The 17,112-nt window shown below is 72.4% G+C and carries 20 protein-coding genes; 11 read left to right on the forward strand and 9 right to left on the reverse strand.

Features of this window, described 5'->3' with window-relative positions; genetic code table 11:
- Positions 1-235 precede the first annotated feature (235 nt).
- From AB0B98_RS07390 to AB0B98_RS07405, 4 genes are all read left to right on the forward strand, one after another.
- Entirely contained in the window at positions 236-868 is a 633-nt protein-coding gene (locus tag AB0B98_RS07390; RefSeq protein ID WP_357361410.1) for a LysE family transporter, read from the forward strand.
- A 144-nt stretch (positions 869-1,012) separates the two neighbouring features.
- On the forward strand, positions 1,013-1,660 hold the full coding sequence (locus tag AB0B98_RS07395) for an acVLRF1 family peptidyl-tRNA hydrolase (RefSeq protein WP_357361411.1): 648 nt from the start codon (positions 1,013-1,015) through the stop codon (positions 1,658-1,660).
- Positions 1,661-1,754: 94 nt separating this feature from the next.
- Positions 1,755-2,054 carry a muconolactone Delta-isomerase family protein gene (locus AB0B98_RS07400; protein ID WP_357361412.1) on the forward strand — a complete coding sequence of 100 codons (300 nt, stop codon included), beginning with the start codon at positions 1,755-1,757 and terminating at the stop codon, positions 2,052-2,054.
- Positions 2,055-2,122: 68 nt separating this feature from the next.
- On the forward strand, positions 2,123-2,482 hold the full coding sequence (locus tag AB0B98_RS07405; protein WP_357361413.1) for a nuclear transport factor 2 family protein: 360 nt from the start codon (positions 2,123-2,125) through the stop codon (positions 2,480-2,482).
- A gap of 73 nt (positions 2,483-2,555) precedes the next feature.
- On the opposite strand, the gene AB0B98_RS07410 is transcribed toward AB0B98_RS07405, so the two are convergent.
- Positions 2,556-3,479 carry a neutral zinc metallopeptidase gene (locus AB0B98_RS07410; protein ID WP_357361414.1) on the reverse strand — a complete coding sequence of 308 codons (924 nt, stop codon included), beginning with the start codon at positions 3,477-3,479 and terminating at the stop codon, positions 2,556-2,558.
- Between the two features lie 262 nt (positions 3,480-3,741).
- On the opposite strand from AB0B98_RS07410, the gene AB0B98_RS07415 reads away from it, so the two are divergent.
- Entirely contained in the window at positions 3,742-5,346 is a 1,605-nt protein-coding gene (locus AB0B98_RS07415) for an ABC-F family ATP-binding cassette domain-containing protein (protein ID WP_091403713.1), read from the forward strand.
- Between the two features lie 21 nt (positions 5,347-5,367).
- Here AB0B98_RS07415 and AB0B98_RS07420 read toward each other — a convergent pair whose 3' ends face one another.
- Positions 5,368-5,967: a cadmium resistance transporter gene (locus tag AB0B98_RS07420; RefSeq protein WP_357361415.1), complete on the reverse strand. Its 600-nt coding sequence runs from the start codon at positions 5,965-5,967 to the stop codon at positions 5,368-5,370.
- 216 nt (positions 5,968-6,183) lie between these two features.
- On the opposite strand from AB0B98_RS07420, the gene AB0B98_RS07425 reads away from it, so the two are divergent.
- The 3 genes from AB0B98_RS07425 to AB0B98_RS07435 all read left to right on the forward strand — a co-directional run bounded on the left by AB0B98_RS07425 (position 6,184) and on the right by AB0B98_RS07435 (position 9,316).
- Entirely contained in the window at positions 6,184-6,411 is a 228-nt protein-coding gene (locus AB0B98_RS07425; protein WP_007462679.1) for a helix-turn-helix domain-containing protein, read from the forward strand.
- Between the two features lie 46 nt (positions 6,412-6,457).
- Positions 6,458-7,225, forward strand: a complete 768-nt coding sequence (locus AB0B98_RS07430) for an enoyl-CoA hydratase/isomerase family protein (RefSeq protein WP_357361416.1) — start codon at positions 6,458-6,460, stop codon at positions 7,223-7,225.
- A 114-nt stretch (positions 7,226-7,339) separates the two neighbouring features.
- On the forward strand, positions 7,340-9,316 hold the full coding sequence (locus AB0B98_RS07435) for an ABC transporter ATP-binding protein (RefSeq protein ID WP_238671562.1): 1,977 nt from the start codon (positions 7,340-7,342) through the stop codon (positions 9,314-9,316).
- Positions 9,317-9,404: 88 nt separating this feature from the next.
- On the opposite strand, the gene mug is transcribed toward AB0B98_RS07435, so the two are convergent.
- The 6 genes from mug to AB0B98_RS07465 form a co-directional block, all read right to left on the reverse strand.
- Positions 9,405-9,998, reverse strand: a complete 594-nt coding sequence (mug, locus tag AB0B98_RS07440; RefSeq protein WP_357361670.1) for a G/U mismatch-specific DNA glycosylase — start codon at positions 9,996-9,998, stop codon at positions 9,405-9,407.
- 143 nt (positions 9,999-10,141) lie between these two features.
- A complete protein-coding gene (locus AB0B98_RS07445) occupies positions 10,142-10,903 on the reverse strand; it encodes an SDR family oxidoreductase (RefSeq protein ID WP_238671551.1) in 762 nt (253 codons plus the stop codon).
- Entirely contained in the window at positions 10,888-11,433 is a 546-nt protein-coding gene (locus tag AB0B98_RS07450; RefSeq protein WP_357361417.1) for a hypothetical protein, read from the reverse strand. The genes AB0B98_RS07445 and AB0B98_RS07450 overlap by 16 nt, the downstream gene beginning before the upstream one ends.
- The gene (locus AB0B98_RS07455; RefSeq protein WP_357361418.1) at positions 11,430-12,248 is read right to left on the reverse strand and encodes a DUF692 domain-containing protein; all 819 of its coding nucleotides are present in this window, start codon (positions 12,246-12,248) and stop codon (positions 11,430-11,432) included. Before AB0B98_RS07455 ends, AB0B98_RS07450 begins: the two co-directional genes overlap by 4 nt.
- Positions 12,245-13,174 carry a TIGR04222 domain-containing membrane protein gene (locus tag AB0B98_RS07460; protein ID WP_357361419.1) on the reverse strand — a complete coding sequence of 310 codons (930 nt, stop codon included), beginning with the start codon at positions 13,172-13,174 and terminating at the stop codon, positions 12,245-12,247. Before AB0B98_RS07460 ends, AB0B98_RS07455 begins: the two co-directional genes overlap by 4 nt.
- Before the next feature lie 81 nt (positions 13,175-13,255).
- Positions 13,256-13,828 (reverse strand): TetR/AcrR family transcriptional regulator, encoded by a 573-nt coding sequence (locus AB0B98_RS07465; protein WP_091403732.1) that lies wholly within the window; start codon positions 13,826-13,828, stop codon positions 13,256-13,258.
- A 77-nt stretch (positions 13,829-13,905) separates the two neighbouring features.
- Between AB0B98_RS07465 and AB0B98_RS07470 the strand changes: the two genes are divergently transcribed.
- The 3 genes from AB0B98_RS07470 to AB0B98_RS07480 all read left to right on the forward strand — a co-directional run bounded on the left by AB0B98_RS07470 (position 13,906) and on the right by AB0B98_RS07480 (position 16,619).
- Positions 13,906-14,766, forward strand: coding sequence for a carbon-nitrogen hydrolase family protein (locus AB0B98_RS07470; protein ID WP_357361420.1), 861 nt, complete (start codon positions 13,906-13,908; stop codon positions 14,764-14,766).
- A 65-nt stretch (positions 14,767-14,831) separates the two neighbouring features.
- On the forward strand, positions 14,832-15,476 hold the full coding sequence (locus AB0B98_RS07475; protein WP_091403736.1) for an HAD family hydrolase: 645 nt from the start codon (positions 14,832-14,834) through the stop codon (positions 15,474-15,476).
- A gap of 210 nt (positions 15,477-15,686) precedes the next feature.
- A complete protein-coding gene (locus AB0B98_RS07480; RefSeq protein WP_238671545.1) occupies positions 15,687-16,619 on the forward strand; it encodes an RIO1 family regulatory kinase/ATPase in 933 nt (310 codons plus the stop codon).
- Positions 16,620-16,663: 44 nt separating this feature from the next.
- Here AB0B98_RS07480 and AB0B98_RS07485 read toward each other — a convergent pair whose 3' ends face one another.
- Positions 16,664-16,912: a DUF2630 family protein gene (locus tag AB0B98_RS07485; RefSeq protein WP_091403743.1), complete on the reverse strand. Its 249-nt coding sequence runs from the start codon at positions 16,910-16,912 to the stop codon at positions 16,664-16,666.
- Positions 16,913-17,112 lie beyond the last annotated feature (200 nt).

Here is a 17,112-nt window from a genome sequence, read left to right on the forward strand (position 1 = left end):
GGGGGGCGGGGGGCGGGGGGCGGGGGGCGGGGGGCGGGGGGCGGGGGGCGGGGGGCGCGGGGCGCGGGGCGCGGGGCGCGGGGCGCGGGGAAAATCGGTGGCGAGGGCGCGGGTTCGGCGCGCAGGATGCGCGGGTGATTGAGGCGTACCCGAAGCAGGTTCCCGTCCGTGCGGCCGCTGCCGTGCGTCGACAGCGGCCGCTCCGGGGACGAACCTCGACCCGGCACCGACTTCGGTGACCGGGGCGTTCCTCGCCGGTCTCGTAGCCGGCTACGGCGTCGCCATACCCGTCGGTGCGATAGCGATTCTCATTCTGGGGCTGAGCGCCCGTACCACGTTTCGGGTGGGTGCGGCCGCCGCGCTGGCGGTGGCGACGGCCGACGGGCTCTACGCGGTGGTGGCTGTGCTCGGCGGCGCCGGCCTGGCCGGGATCATCGCACCGGTCGCCGGGCCCCTGCGGGTGGTCGCCGCAGTGGTCCTGTTGGGTCTCGCCGGGCACGGCCTGTGGCGAGCGTGGTCCGCGCACCGCTCGCAGCGACCGCCGACGGCACGCGAAGGTGGGGGCATGAGCACTCCGGGGCGGGCCTACGCGGCGCTGCTCGGGTTGACACTGCTAAATCCGATGACGGTGCTCTACTTCACCGCCCTGGTGCTCGGCCGCCGGGACACTGCCGACTCGGGCGTGGCCCCGGTGGCGCTCTTCGTGGCCGGGGTGTTCCTGGCGTCGGCGAGCTGGCAACTGGTCATCGCCGGCGGTGGCACTGTGGTGGGCCGGGCGCTGACCGGGCCGCGTGGACGGCTGGTCACCGGCCTGGCCTCCAGCGCGCTCATCGCCGCGCTGGCGGTGGCCGCGCTCCTGCCAGGCTGAACGGTCGCGGCAACGATCAGACGGCTCGGCCATCCCGGCCGAGGCCCGTCCGCGTCGCGTCGGCGGTGTCGCCCGGGGTGTCCCTGCGGGGCCGACGGGTCGCCCGGGGGCCCGGGTGGGCCCGCTGTGCCGTACGGTCGGGCGATGACCAGTCGACCCGCAGCCGGCGGAGGGCGGTGGGTCGAGGTCGACCCGGCCCGCGTCGGCCGCTGGGTCGAGGGCTTCGCCGACCGGCACGGCCCGCCCACCGCCAGCGCCCAGGAGTACGGCCTGCTGCTCGCCGCCCCGGACGGGGCAACCGCCGAGCTGTACGCCCCACCGGGTGCGCCGGGCGGCGTGGATGTGGCCGGGTTCGTGGCCGCCGCCGTGATGCCCCGCCGGATCGGCCTGCTGCTGGCCCGCAAGGGCGCGGTGGCGCTCGGGGTGGCCGAGGGCGGCGACCTCGTTTTCTCCAAGGTGGACACCCGGTACGTGCAGGGGCGCACCGCCGCTGGGGGATGGTCGCAGCACCGGTTCGCCCGCCGACGTGACAACCAGGCGAAGGCTGCGCTGGGCGACGCGGCGGACCTGGCCGTACGGCTGCTGTTGCCGCAGGCGTCGAGGTTGGCGGCCCTCGTCTGCGGCGGTGACCGGCGGGCTGTGGACGGGGTGCTGGCCGACCGGCGGTTGGCCCCGCTCGTGCCGTTGCGGGCGGAGCGGTTGCTCGACGTGCCGGAGCCCCGGCACGCGGTGCTGGTGGCGGCGGTGGGTGCGGCCCGCGCGGTGCGGATCCTGGTGCGCGACCCCGACTGACCTCGGCCATCGCCGGTGGCGTCGGTGGGGAGACGATGGCCACCGAGAACGGGTTCGCGGCGTGCTGCCCGCCCAGCCGTCGGAGGATGAGGGCGTGGAGTTTCTGGTTGACATGGTGACGACGGTGCCGCGGGGAACGTCAGACGACGGGGTCGCCGACATGCGCGCGCGGGAGGCGGCGCGTTCGGCCGAGCTGACGGCGCAGGGCAGCCTCCTGCGGCTGTGGCGGCCGCCGCTGGCGCCGGGGGAGTGGCGTACGTGGGGGCTGTTCCAGGCCGCCGACGCGGACGAGTTGGAGACGGTCCTCGCGTCGATGCCGCTGCGCGCCTGGCGGCGCGAGACAGTGACGCCGTTGACGCCGCACCCGAACGACCCGGGTCAGCCGCCTCGCTGAGCCTGGAGGGGTCTGGGGTAGCTCGACAGGCACGAAACAGGGCACGTCCGTCCAGCAGGGAGATCATGATGTCCGAGGCGCAGATTCTGCGTACGGTTCTCGACCGGTGGAAATCGGCTGTCGACGCCCACGAGCCCGATCGGGTCGCGGCGTGCTTCACCGACGACGCGATCTTTCAGGGGTTGCAGCCGTACACGGTCGGTACCGCCGGCGTCGCCGCGTACTACGCCGGGCAGCCGCTCGGCCTGACCGCCGCGTACGACATCCGGGAGATCCGCCGTCTCGCCGACGACGTGATCCTCGGCTACCTGGAGGTGGAGTTCGGCTTCACCGACCGGCCGGCCCTGACGGTCAACCTCGGCGTGCTCCTGCGGCGGGTCGACGACGGCTGGCTCATCGGCCACTACCAGGTCTCCCGGCTCACCTGACGCGGGAGCTTCGGCAGGAATGACGATCGTGGCAGGCCCGCCGAGGGGGCCTGCCACGATCTCGGGGCGGATGTCAGAGCTGGTCGGTGCCGAAGGTGTCGCAGGTCTTCGGGTCGCCGCGGTCGTAGCCCTGGTTGAACCAACGCTTGCGCTGCTCGGACGTGCCGTGGGTGAACTGGTCGGGGTTGACCTGCCCGCCGGAGCGCTCCTGGATGCTGTCGTCGCCGATCGCCTCGGCGGCGTCGATGGCCTGGCTGATGTCGGCGTCGGTGATCGACTTGAACAGCGGCTGCTGGCCGGTCTTGTCCTTGCTCTCGGTGGCGTGCCGGGCCCAGGCACCGGCGTAGCAGTCGGCCTGGAGCTCCAACCGCACGGAGGCGGAGCGAGGCCCGCTCTGGTCGCCCTGGCCGGCCTTCGCGTTGGTGCCGAGCAGGTTCTGCACGTGGTGGCCGTACTCGTGGGCGAGCACGTACGGCTGGGCGAACTCGCCCTTCGCGCCGAACCGGGAGGCCAGCTCGTCGTAGAAGCTCAGGTCGATGTAGACCTTCCGGTCTGCCGGGCAGTAGAACGGGCCGACACCCGAGTCGGCCTGCCCGCAGCCGGTGTTGACGGCCGCCTGGAAGAAGTTCGTGGTGGTGACCTCGTAGTCGCTCCTGCCCAGTTCGGGGTACGCCTTCTTCCAGTAGTCCTGGATGCTGTTGACGTAGAGCAGGTTGCGGCAGCGCGCGTCGTCGAGACGGTCGGGGTTTGTGGTGCCGCACACCTGATCCAGGTCACCGCCCCCGGCCTGGCCGCCGTCATCGCCGTTGGTCATGGCGTTGAGACCGAACCCGCCGCCGAGCAGGGCGACGAGAACGGCCACCACGATGCCGATGATGCCGCCCCGGCCGCCGCCGCCAGGGATGGGGATGCCGAAGCCGCCGCCCGACCCGCCGCTACCCCGGCCCAGGTCGTTGGCCTGGGAGGTGTCGAGCTCGGCCCGCTCGTTGAGTTCCATGGTGACCCCGATCGCCGTATGCCGGTGAGTGTCTTTTGTGTGTCGTTTCGTCCATCGAGTGCCGGACGGGGTCCGGTAAGGCGTTCCGGTACCCGATGATCTTGATCGGTAATCCGGGCAGGCCGTTCCGCGGCGACCGGTACACTTGTCAGGTGCTGCGCTGCGAAGGCTGAACCGCCCCGCGCCGTCGGGCCCCTTGAGCCCGCCGGCCGTTTCGCGTGCCCCGAGTCAGCCTTCCAACCCCGAGAGCGAGCCCGCAACCATGATCACTGCCACCGGCCTGGAACTGCGTGCCGGTTCCCGGATCCTGCTGTCCGACACCACCCTGCGCGTGCAGCCCGGTGATCGGATCGGCCTGGTCGGTCGCAACGGCGCCGGCAAGACCACCACGCTGAAGGTGCTCGCCGGCGAGGGGCAGCCGTACGGCGGCCAGATCGACCAGCGCAGCGCCATCGGCTACCTGCCGCAGGACCCGCGCACGGGTGACCTGGAGGTCACCGGCCGCGACCGGGTGCTCTCCGCGCGCGGCCTGGACGTGCTGATGGCGCAGATGCAGGAGGTCGAGGCCCGCCTCGCCGAGGACGCCAACGACAAGCTGGTCCGTCGGTACGGCGCGCTGGAGGACCAGTTCGCCGCCCTCGGCGGGTACGCGGCCGAGGCTGAGGCCGCGCGGATCTGCGCCAACCTCGGCCTGCCGGACCGGGCGCTCGCGCAGACCATCGGCACCCTCTCCGGCGGCCAGCGGCGCCGCATCGAGCTGGCCCGGATCCTGTTCCGTGACGCGGGCGAGAACGGCGGCGGCATCCTGCTGCTCGACGAGCCCACCAACCACCTCGACGCCGACTCGATCACCTGGTTGCGGGGCTTCCTCGCCAACCACAAGGGTGGCCTGATCGTGATCTCCCACGACGGCGCGCTGCTGGAGTCGGTGGTCAACAAGGTCTGGTTCCTCGACGCCACCCGAAGCGTGATCGACGTCTACAACCTGGGCTGGAAGGCGTACCTGGAGGCGCGCGAGACCGACGAGCGACGCCGCCGCCGGGAGCGGGCCAACGCGGAGAAGAAGGCCGGCGCGCTGATGGCGCAGGCCGACAAGATGCGGGCCAAGGCCACCAAGACCGTGGCCGCGCAGAACATGGCCCGCCGTGCCGAGAAGCTGATCTCCGGCCTGGAGGAGGTGCGGGTCGCCGACCGGGTGGCCAAGGTGCGTTTCCCCAGTCCCGCGCCGTGCGGCAAGACCCCGCTCACGGCGACCGGCCTCTCCAAGTCGTACGGATCGCTGGAGATCTTCACCGACGTCAACGTGGCGGTGGACCGGGGCTCCCGAGTGGCCATCCTCGGGCTCAACGGCGCGGGTAAGACGACCCTGCTGCGGATGCTCGGCGGGCTGCTCAGCCCGGACACCGGCGAGGTGCACGCGGGGCACGGCCTGCGGCTGGGCTACTACGCCCAGGAGCACGAGACGCTGGACGTGGAGCGGACGGTGCTGGAGAACATGCGCGCCGCCGCCGTCGAGCAGTCCGACACCGACCTGCGCAAGATCCTTGGCGCGTTCCTGTTCTCCGGTGACGACGTGAACAAGCCGGCCGGCGTGCTCTCCGGCGGCGAGAAGACCCGGCTTGCCCTGTCCACTCTGGTCTGTTCCGGCGCCAACGTGCTGTTGCTCGACGAGCCGACGAACAACCTCGACCCGGTCAGCCGGGAGCAGGTGCTCGACGCCATCGCCAACTACCCCGGCGCGATCGTCCTGGTCACCCACGACCCGGGTGCGGTGCTGGCGCTCAAGCCGGACCGGGCCATCCTGCTGCCCGACGGCGACGAGGATGCCTGGAGCGACGACCTGCTCGAACTTGTCGAGCTGGCCTGACCGAGGGGGCTCGGTCGGCTCTCAGCCGAGCAGCTCGGCCAGTCGGCCGAGCACGCCGGAGCTGACCAGGATCACCAGCCCGATGGCGATGAAGATCGTCGGCACCAGCCAGGCGCCGGCGCGCTCGACCAGCCGGACCACCCTCCGGTGCCCGCCCAGCCAGGCCCCGACCGCGCACCAGAGCCCGATCAGCAGCACGAAGACCAGCAGGAACACGGCACTGTCGGCGACACCGAGGGCCCGGAAGACGGGTACGTAGACAGCGACGTTGTCGGCGCCGTTCGCGATCGTCACCCCGGCCACGCCGAGTGCTCCGGTGACAACCGCCGGTGTCTCGTCGTCGCCCGAACTCCGCAGCGCGCGTACGCCGAGCGCGATCGGCAGCAGGCCGAGCAGCCCCGTCCACGGGTCGGGCACCACCAGGAGTCCACCCGCGATCACCGCGCTGGCCAACGCGAGCGCACCGATGCCCAGGTATTGTCCGGCGACAATCTGCCAGGTGCGAGGTCGGCCGGTGGTGCGGGCCGCGACGAAGAACAGCGTCAGAATGACGATGTCGTCGACGTCGGTGGCGGCGAAGACCACGGCCGCCGCGCCGGCGGTGCTCAACAGGTCGATCACGACCGAAGGCTACGGGTCGTCGGCAGCCGCCAGCTTTCGGCGGTGGTACGCGTGGATGCCGCGGCGGGCCGGATCGCCAGGATCACTCTATCGGGAAGCTGACATTGCATAGCGTGTCGGTTGGCGAAGAGTTGATATCTGGCGCATGATCGTCCGAGGCGGTCTAATAGGTGGGACCGTATCCGAACCGCACAGTCTGGGACGTGAGGACACAGCATGGCAGCCACTGGCACAGCCACCAGCACTGAGAAGGGTCGCCGGATCGTCGGAGCCGAGCGTCAGACGCTCGCCAAGGACCTGGTAAAGCGGTACACCTCGGGGGAGAGCATCCGCGCGTTGGCGGCCTCGACCGGCCGTTCCTACGGGTTCATCCACCGAGTGCTCACCGAGTCCGGCGTGCAGCTGCGTCAGCGCGGTGGCGCCCGGCGCCGCAAGAAGGCGTGACCCGCCCCTCAGCGTCGTCCACCAGCGCCGCGCCCCGGGACGTCCGGTGACCGCCGAGGCGACCGGGGTTCGGCTGACTTGCGACGGGCCGGTCGCCACGGTGACGTTGTGCCGGCCCGACGTGCTCAATGCCCAGACGCCCGCGATGTGGCGAGCGATGAGCGACTTCTCCCGTGACCTGCCCGGCGACGTGCGGGTGGTGGTGGTCCGCGGTGAGGGTCGCGCGTTCTCGGCCGGCCTCGACCTCGCAGTGGCGGGCGCCTCCGGCCCGGGGTCGTTCGCTGAGTTGGCCACGCTGCCTGAGCAGGAGTGCGCCGATCGCATCGCGGAGTTCCAGGCTGGTTTCACCTGGCTGCACCGGCCAGATGTCGTCTCCGTCGCGGCCGTTCAGGGCCACGCGATCGGTGCCGGCTTCCAGCTCGCGCTCGCCTGTGACCTGCGAGTGCTGTCCACGGACGCGAAGCTGTCGATGGCCGAGGTGACCCTCGGTCTGGTGCCCGACCTGGCCGGCACGAAACGCCTCGTCGAGCTGGTCGGGTTTTCGCGGGCGTTGGAGATCTGTGCCACAGGCCGCCGGTTGGACGCCGTCGAGGCGGACCGGATCGGGCTGGCCACCCTCGTCGTACCCCCGGCCGAGCTGGACGACGCGGTGCGGGACCTGACCGCCGGCCTGCTCTCCGGGGCCCGCGACGCGGTGGTGGAGATCAAGGCGTTGCTCGCCGGTGCGGCCGGGCGGTCGCACGCCGACCAGCAGCGCGCCGAGCGGGAGGCGCAGACCCGTCGGCTGCGTGACCTCGCCGGTACTGGAGAATAGGTAAGGACCGCACGGGAAGATCCGGGTTACGACCGAGGTTGTCACACTCGTCGGGAGAATTGACCTGACGGTGCGGTCTGCCCGGCAACCCGGAGGTGAGCGATGTCCAACCCGATGTCCGGCGGTGGCATGGCCGGGTGGAGCATGCTCCGGTCGATGCGCAACAGCGACGAGGTCTCCACCCACCGGCTCAAGCGCGGGGTGGCCCGCCGCATCGTCGCCTTCGCCCACCCCTACCGGCGCGACATCATCGTCTTCCTGGCCACAGTCGTGTTGGCCGCCATCATCGGCGTGGCCACTCCGGTGCTCGCCGGTGACGTGATCAACGCGATCAACCGGGGCGGTGCCGAGGCCGGGCGACTCGTGGTGCGGCTGGCCCTGTTCATCGCCGCGCTGGCGGTCGCCGACGCGCTGCTGTCGCTGGCCCAACGATGGTATTCCGCCCGCATCGGCGAGGGCATCATCTTCAACCTGCGTACCCGGGTCTACGACCACGTGCAGCGGATGCCGTTGCAGTTCTTCACCCGCACCCAGACCGGCGCCCTGGTCAGCAGGCTCAACAACGACGTGCTCGGCGCCCAACGGGCGTTCACCTCCACCCTGTCCGGTGTGGTCAGCAACGTCATCCAGCTGGTGCTCACCGCGGCGGTGATGTTCACCCTCTCCTGGCAGATCACCGCGCTGTCACTGGTGCTGCTACCGATCTTCATCATTCCGGCCCGTCGGGTCGGTCGACGGCTGGCGGACATCACCCGCGAGGCGTACAACCTCGACGCCAAGATGAACGCGACAATGACCGAGCGGTTCGGAGTGGCCGGCGCGCTGCTGGTGAAGCTCTTCGGCCAGCCCGAGATCGAGGCCCGCCGGTTCGGCGACCGTGCCGAGCGGGTCCGCGACATCGGCATCCAGTCGGCGATGTATTCCCGCACGTTCTTCGTGGCGATGCTGCTGGTCGCCTCACTGGCGCAGGCGCTGACCTACGGCCTCGGCGGCTGGCTCGCGGTGACCGGCGGCGTCAGCGCCGGCACAGTGGTGACGCTCGCGCTGCTGCTCACCCGCCTGTACGGGCCGCTCACCGCGCTCTCCAACGTCCGGGTGGACGTGATGAGCGCGCTGGTCTCCTTCGACCGGGTCTTCGAGGTGCTCGACCTCAAGCCGGGCATCGTGGAGAAGCCCGACGCGGTGTCGGTGCCAGTGGGCGCCGGCCGGGTCGACTTCCGCGACGTGCGTTTCCGCTACCCGAGCGCCGCCGAGATCTCCCTCGCCTCCCTGGAGGAGGTCGCCACGCTCGACCGGACCGTCAACGAACCGGTGCTCAAGGGGGTCTCGTTCAGCGTCGAGCCGGGGCAGATGGTCGCGCTGGTCGGCCCGTCCGGGGCGGGCAAGTCGACACTGTCGATGCTCATCTCCCGGATCTACGACGTCAGCGACGGTCAGGTGCTCGTCGGCGGGGTGGACGTGCGCGACGCGACGCTCGCCTCCCTGCGCGACGAGATCGGCGTGGTCACTCAGGATTCGCACCTGTTCCACGAGACGATCGCCGAGAATCTTCGCTACGCCAAGCCGGACGCCACAGACGACGAGATCTGGGCCGCCCTGGCCGGGGCGCAGGTGGCCGATCTGGTTCGGGCGCTGCCCGACGGTCTGGACACCACAGTGGGGGAGCGCGGCTACCGGTTCTCCGGCGGCGAGAAGCAGCGCATCGCGATCGCGCGACTGCTGCTCAAGGCCCCGTCGATCGTGATCCTCGACGAGGCGACAGCACACCTGGATTCGGAGAGCGAGGCCGCGGTGCAGCGTGCGCTGTCGGTGGCGCTGGCCGGGCGTACCGCGCTGGTGATCGCGCACCGGCTCTCCACAGTGCGCGACGCCGACCAGATCCTGGTCCTGGACGGTGGGCGGATCGTCGAGCGGGGGCGCCACGAGGAGTTGGTGGCAGTCGGCGGGCTCTACGCCGAGCTGTACCGGACCCAGTTCGCTGTCGCCGACTCGCCCACCCCGTTCGTCGACGCGACCGGCCCCGAGCCGGTGGTCATGCCGCTGGGCACCTACCGTGCCGACGAGGTGCTGCCGCCCGCCGCCGCCAACTGACGTCTGCGCCGCGCTGATCAACTCCGGTTCCCGGAAGTCGGGGTGTCCTGGTCGCATTGACCACCCGACTTCCATGAAACCGAGTCGATCAGGGGGCCGGTAGCTCGGTGGCCGCCCGTAACTCGGCGAACGCCAGGCCCAGGGTGACCGGGGTGAAGTGCGCGTTCAGGCCGCTGGGGTTGGGCAGCACCCACAGCCGGGCGCCGGCCAGCGACTCCGGCTGCGGCCCGAAGGCGGCCTTCGGCCGCTGAAAACCGATTCGGTACGCCGTCACCCCCACCACGGCTACCCAGCGCGGCCGGTACCGGGTCACCTTGTCGGCCAGGATCGCCGCGCCGTCGAGGAGTTCCTCGGTGCTCAGCTCGTCCGCGCGGGCGCTGGCCCGGGCGGCCATGTTGGTGATGCCGAGCCCGAGCGCGGGCAGCTCGTCCTGCTCGCTGGGGTGCAGCAGCCGGGGGGTGAACCCGCCCGCGTGCAGGGCGGGCCAGAACCGGTTTCCGGGTCGGGCGAAGTGCCACCCGGTCGCGGCCGACCACAGGCCCGGGTTGATGCCGACGAAGAGCACCTCCAGCCCCGGCGCGAGCACGTCGGGAATGGTCCGATCGGCGGCCGCCGCCAGGTCCGCCCGGGTGGGCCGGGCTGTCCCGGCCGTCAGGTCCGTGCGGGTGGGCCGCGCGTTGATCGACTCAGGTTCCTGAAAGTCGGGGTGTCCTGGTCGCGTCAACCCCCCGGTTTCCTGAAGGCCGAGTCGATCAACGGTCGGGTCGCCGGACTGAGTGTTCTCGGGCGGCGTTGCCGAACGGGCACCTCGGGCCCGCTCGGCTGTCACAGCCCGCGCAGCGCGCCGCCGTCGACCGGCACTGTGATCCCGGTGAGGTAGCTCGCGGCGGGGGAGAGCACGAACGCGGCCACCCGGCCGAACTCGGCGGGGTCGCCGAGGCGGCGCAACGGGATGCTGGCCTCCGCGTCGGCGCGGGCGCGGTCCGGGTCGCCGGTCGCGGCGAAGAGTTCCCGGTTGCGGTCGGTCATGATCCGGCCGGGCAGCAGCCCGACCACCCGGACTCCACGTGGGCCGTAGTCGTCGGCGATGTCCTTGGCCGCGCCGACCAGGCCGGGCCGCAGACCGTTGGAGATGCCCAGGCCGGGCACCGGGCCGCGAGCCGAGGTGGAGAGCACCAGGCCGATCGCGCCGCCGTCGGGCAGTGCGGCGGCGATCGTGCGGACCGCGCGGATGGTGCCCAGGAAGACGGTTTCGAAGGAGAGCCGCCACTGTTCGTCGGTGATCGCCGCGGCGTTGCCCGCCGGTGGGCCGCCGACCGAGATCAGCGCCCCGTCGAGCCGGCCGAAGTGTTCCTGGGCGGCGGCGACAAGCTGCCCCGGGGTCTGGGGGTCGGTCAGGTCCGCGGTCAGCCCGACGGCGTGCTCCGGGCCGCCCAGCTGCTGCGCGGCGGCTGCCACCGCGTCCGGGTCGCGGGCCGAGAGCACCACTCGCGCACCGTCGGCGACCAGGCTTTGCGCGGTCGCGTAACCCAGACCGCGGGAGGCGCCGGTGAGGACGTACACGCGGTCGGTCAGTCCGAGATCCATAACTCCGATCCTGCCGCATCCGGTACACCGTCGCCAGCACGGGTGGACCCCCGTGGGGCGGGGCGCAGCAGGCGTACCCGGCCGGCGATCTGCACCGCGACGGCGCCGGCGGCGCGGCCCACCGCCGGCACCCGGCGCGGACGCGGGGCCCGAAGCCCGTCGTAGCGCAGGCGCGCCTCCCGGATTGCCAACTCCTCGGCGGCGGCCGGGGGGAGCGCCTGCTGGTCGTGCAGCGCCCGGGCCAGATCCCAACCGTCGCGCAACGATCCGGCGGTGGGTCGCCGGGCGGCCCAGTCGGCGAAGGTGGTCGCCCACCTGTCACCGAGGCCGGCGGCGAGCAGTGGCCAGTGCCGGGCCACCTCGCCGGCCCGTTTCCGCAGCAGGGCCGCGCGGGTGGCGGCCAGCGGCCCCGGCGCGAACCCCGGCGGGGGTGGCCCCGCGGCGACCAGCGCCGCGACCAGTTCGGCCTGCCGTTCGGCCAGCCCGGCGCGGGGTGTCGGCGCGCAGTCGCCGTCGGGTGCGCCCGTCATGTCACCGCCGGAAAGCCCGCAGCGGCGGCCAGGGCGTCCAGTTCGGCGCGGAGTTCGGCGGCCGGCGGGTAGTGACCGTCGCGCTCCAGCAGCAGAGCCGGCGGTCGCCGCCGGGCGCAGAGCGCGCCGACCAGCTCCAACACCGCCGTCGGCACCGGGTCGGTGTGGGTGTCATGGTAGAGACCGCCGTGCTCCGCGCCGCCGGCCACGTGGGCGTACGCGACCCGCTCCAGCGGCAGGCGGTCCAGCAACGCCAGCGGGTCGGTGCCCCGGTTGCGGGCGTTGGCGTGCACGTTGGCCACGTCCAGCAGCAGCAGTGCCCCGGTTCGGTCGAGGATCTCGGTGAGGAAGTCCGCCTCGGTCAACTCGTCGTCGGGCCAGTCGAGCAACGCGGCGATCGGCTCCAGCGCGATCGGCACCGGAAGCTCCGCCTGTGCCCGCGCCACGTTGGCGCAGACCGCGTCCACGGCTTCCCGGCTGCGCGGCAGCGGCAGCAGATGGCCGGCCTCCAGGCCGCCGGCCCGGACGAACGCGATGTGTTCGCTGACCAGTGGGGCGTCCAGGCGTTGCGCCACAGCGGCCAGGTGGGCGACCCGGGCCGGGTCGACCGGTTCGGCGCCGCCGAGGGAGAGCCGCACCCCGTGCGGTACGACGGTCACCGCGCGGTCCCGTAGCCGTGTCAGGCCGGGCGGGAGCGGCCCGGAGGCGGGCACCCCCTCGGCCACCACCTCGACGAAGCGCAGGCCGGGCAGTTCGGCCACGAAGCCGGCGATCTCCGGACGCCAGCCGATGCCGATGCCGGACGGGCCGGTCATCCGCCGCACCCGCCGCCGCCCCCGCACCCGCCGCCTCCACCGCCGCAGGAGCTGCCGCCGTCCCCACCGGAGCTGTCCCCGCCGCCGGAGGATCCGTCCGAGCCGCCCGTCCAGCCGCTGCCGGAGGCGGCCTGGCGCTGAATCTCGGCCTGCTCGGCGAAGCCCGGGTCGAGTGCCCAGAGCGTGGCGGTGCCGTACAGGGCCACGCCCATCGCCGCGCCGGCCGCTCCGTAGGTGGCGTAGGCGGGCGCGGAGGCCGGCGCGAGGTGGGTGTGCTCGCGGCGGACGCCGCGTAGCGCGGCTCGACCGGCGCGGGTGAGCATGGGCGCCCGGCGCAGCACCAGCGTGACGATCAGCAGCGTGACCACTGTCAGCAGCAGGTAGCCGACCGGGTGGTCGTTGAACAGGCCGGAGAACAGCCGGAGCACGCCGAGGCCCAGCAGGGCGATCAGGATCGTGGTCCAGAACCGGGCACGGGCGCGCTGCGCGTCGTCGGTGAGCAGCCCGCGCTGCTCCAGGCCGTTGCGGATCTGGTGCAGCGCGACGCGTACGCGCTCGTCCCGCGGCAGGTCCCCGACCCGCGAGTGCTGGTGCGCGGCCCAGTGGATGGCCTGCTCCAGCGGGGTGAGTCCGCTGGGTGCGGGGCCGCTGGTGGTCAGCCGGCGGTCCGGTCGTACGCCGATCGCCCCGCTGCCGCGCAGCCCGCCCAGGGCCGCGTGCACAGCGAGCTGAGGGCCACCGTTGAGGTAGGCGACCTGCTGCGGCCCGAGTGGCTCGGCGGTCATGGCAACCATCGACCCGGTTGCGAGACGGACCCGGTAGTAGACGGCGATCGCCACCACCAGGATGGCCGCCGCGATGTAGTAGCGGAGGAAGGTTGGGCCCGAGATGCCCCAGGTGTCGCCGGACGCTGCGTGGACGTTCATCGACTGCTCCTGTCACCGGAGGGATCGGCGGCCCCATTGTGGAGCAGCCTCGCCACGGGCTTCCGACCGGTGTGCGAGCGGTCAGTGGCGGCGGACCGCCTCCTCGACGAGGTCGAGCACCGGGCCCAGGTCACCGGCCGGTCGGCCCATGGCCAGGTGCAGCACCAGGCCGTCGTAGGCCAGCTCCAGGAACTGGGCCAGCACATCGATCGGTACGTCCTCGCGCAGCACCCCGGCGTCGCGCTGGCGGGCCAGTCGGTCCCGGGTCGCCTCCGCGATGGCGGCGGACCGCTCCGCCCACCGTCGGGCGAACGCCGGGTCGGTGCGCAGCCGCCGGGAGACCTCCAGTTGGCTGCCCAGCCAGCCGGTGGTGTCCGGCGAGACGGCGCGGGCGAGCAGATCGCGCATCACCTGCACCAGACCGTTGCGGGCCACCGTCTCGACCATCGCCGCGGCGTCGTCCTCGGCGACGGCGAGGAAGAGTGAGTCCTTGTCGCGGAAGTGGTGGAAGATCGCGCCACGGGACAGGCCGGTGGCCTCCTCAAGGCGGCGTACGGTCGCCCCCTCGTAGCCGAGCCGGGCGAAACACGCCCGGGCCGCGGCGAGGATCTCCTGCCGGCGAGCGTCGAGCTGGTCCTGGCTTACTCTGGGCACACGTCGATCGTTGCAGGTCAGCCCAGGGCATGCAAACCGTACGTACGGCTTGGGATGTGGCCGTTTACCATCGCCCGGTGACCCAGCCCCGCACCCTGCCCAGCTCCCCGCTGACAGTGGCCGCCATCCAGGCCACCCCCACGCCCGGCGACGTCGCTGGCAACGCGGTCGTCGCCGCCGACCTGGTCCGTCGAGCCGGCGAGCGGGGTGCCCGGCTGGCCGTCCTGCCGGAGCTGTTCCTCTGCGCGTACCACCCGCCGGTCCTCGCCGCCGACCCGGCCGGCACGGACGTCGCGGCCGATCCGGCCGGGATGGTCGGGGATCCCCGGCTCGACGCGCTACGGGCGGCGGCGCGCGAGGCCGGCGTCAGCGCGTTGGTCGGCGCCGCGGTCCGGCACCCGGACGGTCGGCGGACCATCGCGGCGCTGGTGGTCGACCGGACCGGCGAGGTGCGGGTCGGGTACGACAAGCAGCAGTTGTGGGGCGACGAACGGGAGCTGTTCACTCCCGGCGAGCGGGGTGCCACGCTGCTCGTCGACGACTGGCGGATGGGGCTGGGCATCTGCTACGACGGCTGTTTCCCCGAGCACGGCCGGGCCGCAGCCCTCGACGGCGCACACGCCTACCTGTGCCCCAGCGGATACCTTGCCGGCTCCGAGCACCGCCGGGATCTGTACTACGCGGCGCGTGCCCTGGACAACACGATGTTCGTGGTCTTCGCCAACGCGGTCGGCGGTGTCGACCCGTGGCGGTTCAACGGCGGTGCGGCCGTCTACGACCCCGAGGGGCGGGTACTGGCTCGCGGGGCGGACGACGGCACCGCGGTGCTCGTGGCGACGCTGGATCCCGTCGTGCTCGCGGCCACCCGGACGGCCCACTCGATGCTCGTCGATCGGCTGGCGGACCAGGGCGGCCCGCGGCTGTCGATGCCTGGCTGAGCCCTTCGTCAGGTCGATAGCCGCCGCATCTGTTGGCGGACACGTCGGTCCCGTAGGGTGCCCGAGTGCCACTGCTCCTGCTGGACCTGGACAACACCCTGCTGGATCGGGCCGGGCCGTTCCGCCGCTGGGGTGAGCGCTTCCTGGACAGCATCGGCGCGCCCCACACCGACATCGACTGGCTGATCTCGATCGACGCCGACGGTCTGACCGACCGCTGGGACCTCGCCGACGCCATCCGGGACCGTTACGAGCTGCGCATTCCCTCGATCGACCTGGTCGAGGAGCTGCACGACGGGGTGGTGGCGCAGACCCGGCTCGACCCGCTGACCGCCTGCGCGCTGCGGATCGCCGACGATGCCGGCTGGGTGCCGGTGGTGGTCTGCAACGGCACCGTGCGCGTCGAGGACGCCAAGATTCGCCAGACCGGGTTGGACCAGTACGTCGCGGACTGGGTGATCTCCGAAGAGGCCGGCGTCAGCAAACCCAACCCGAGAATCTTCGCGCTCGCCGCCCAGCGGGTCCGGATGCCGCTGCGGGGGGCCTGGGTGATCGGTGACAGCCCGGAGGCGGACATCGGCGGCGCCGCCGCCGTCGGGCTGCCCAGCGTCTGGCTGCACCGGGGGCGCACCTGGTCGGACGTCCGGTTCGCGCCGAGCCGCACGGTGGACGGGTTGATCGCCGCGGTCGCCACAGTCCTGGCCCGCTGAGGGTTTCCGCGCTGGCGATCGTGCGTCCGAGCGGCCGTTCGGGTGGCGCTCGGTAATTCGGTTGACCGGCGGACGTGGTGGTACGAGCATTGTCCGCGCATGGTGCATCCCGGGCGTGTGCCCGGTCGAGAAGAGGGGGTCGGTCATGGCCGTCTTTGCAGGTCGCTTCCAGCTGCCGATCTCAGTCTCGACCAAGGGAACTTCACCACAGTGCGCGATCATGACCTTCCGGCGCTTGAGCGCCGAAGCCGCGGCAAGAGCCGCTTCGACGACGACGAACCGCAGTTTCTGAAGCGCGGGCGGCCCACCGAGCCGCTCGCAGACCCGGACAGCGAGCCCGACCCGGACACCGGCGAACGCTGGTCGTCCTGGGACGACGCTGTGCACGGGCCACAGCCGCACCCCGCCTGGCTGGTCACCGAGTTGGCCGCGAAGGACACCGAGCTGGGTGTGCTGAAGACCGGTAAGGAGGCGGACGTCCACCTGGTCCGTCGGGCCGTGCCGGACACCGACCGGTCCTGCCTGCTCGCTGTGAAACGCTACCGCGATCCCGAGCACCGTTTGTTCCATCGGGATGCCGGCTACCTGGAGGGCCGTCGGGTGCGCCGGTCTCGGGAGAACCGGGCGATGGCCGGCCGGACGGCGTTCGGCCGGCAGATGATCGCCGGGCAGTGGGCGGCGGCCGAGTTCGCCGCGCTGAGCCGGCTCTGGGAGATCGGTGCCGGGCACGACCGGATCGCCGTGCCGTACCCGGTGCAGGTCCGGGGCACCGAGCTGATGCTGGAGTTCGTCGGTGACGCCGAGTCGGGCGAGGCGGCACCCCGGCTGGCCCAGTTGCGGCCCGGCCCGGCCGAGCTGCGTGACCTGTGGTCCCAACTGGTGGAGGCGCTACGGGTGCTGGCGCGGGCCGGCTACGCGCACGGAGACCTGTCGCCGTACAACCTGCTCGTGCACCAGGGTCGGCTGGTCGTGATCGACCTGCCGCAGGTGGTCGACGTGGTGGCGAACCCGCAGGGGCCGGAGTTCCTGGCCCGCGATGTGCGGGTGGTCGGCACCTGGTTCGCGGCCCGGGGTCTCCCCGCCGAACAGGTGGACCCCGGCATGTTGACCGGAGAGTTGCTGCACGAGGCGGGCCTGCGCTGATCGGAGCGGGTCGGGCGGCCACACCGCCCGACCCGCGACGTCGGCTATTGCAGGTAGCGCTCCACCTCGGGCTTGGGGCGTTCGCCCTGGGCGTCCGGGTCGCCGTGGGTCTCCCGGGCGGCCCGTCGGCGGCGCAGCAGATCCCAGCACTGGTCGAGGGACTCCTCCAGGGCGCGCAGTCGCTCGCTGGCCTCGCCCTCGGTGCCCGACTCGTGGGCCTGGGCGTCGGCACGCAGCTTGTGTTCCTCGTCGACCAGCTCGGAGATCCGGTTCAGGATGGTCTTGTCGTCCATGCCACAGAGCCTGGCACAGGGTGCCGGGCATCGCCCGGATTCGGGGGTACCGGTGCGTCCCGGGTCACCGACCCGCACCGGCCGGCCCGATGCCGCCCGTCGGTGCCGATGCCGCAGCCGGGTCGACGGCGTGCGGCCGATCCGGCGGTCGCGCTGGTTGGTCGGACTACCCGGCGTAGAGCTTCGCCTTCGCGTCCACT

It is taken from the genome of Micromonospora sp. NPDC048947, from assembly GCF_040649495.1.
Classification (GTDB): Bacteria; Actinomycetota; Actinomycetes; order Mycobacteriales; family Micromonosporaceae; genus Micromonospora; species Micromonospora alfalfae.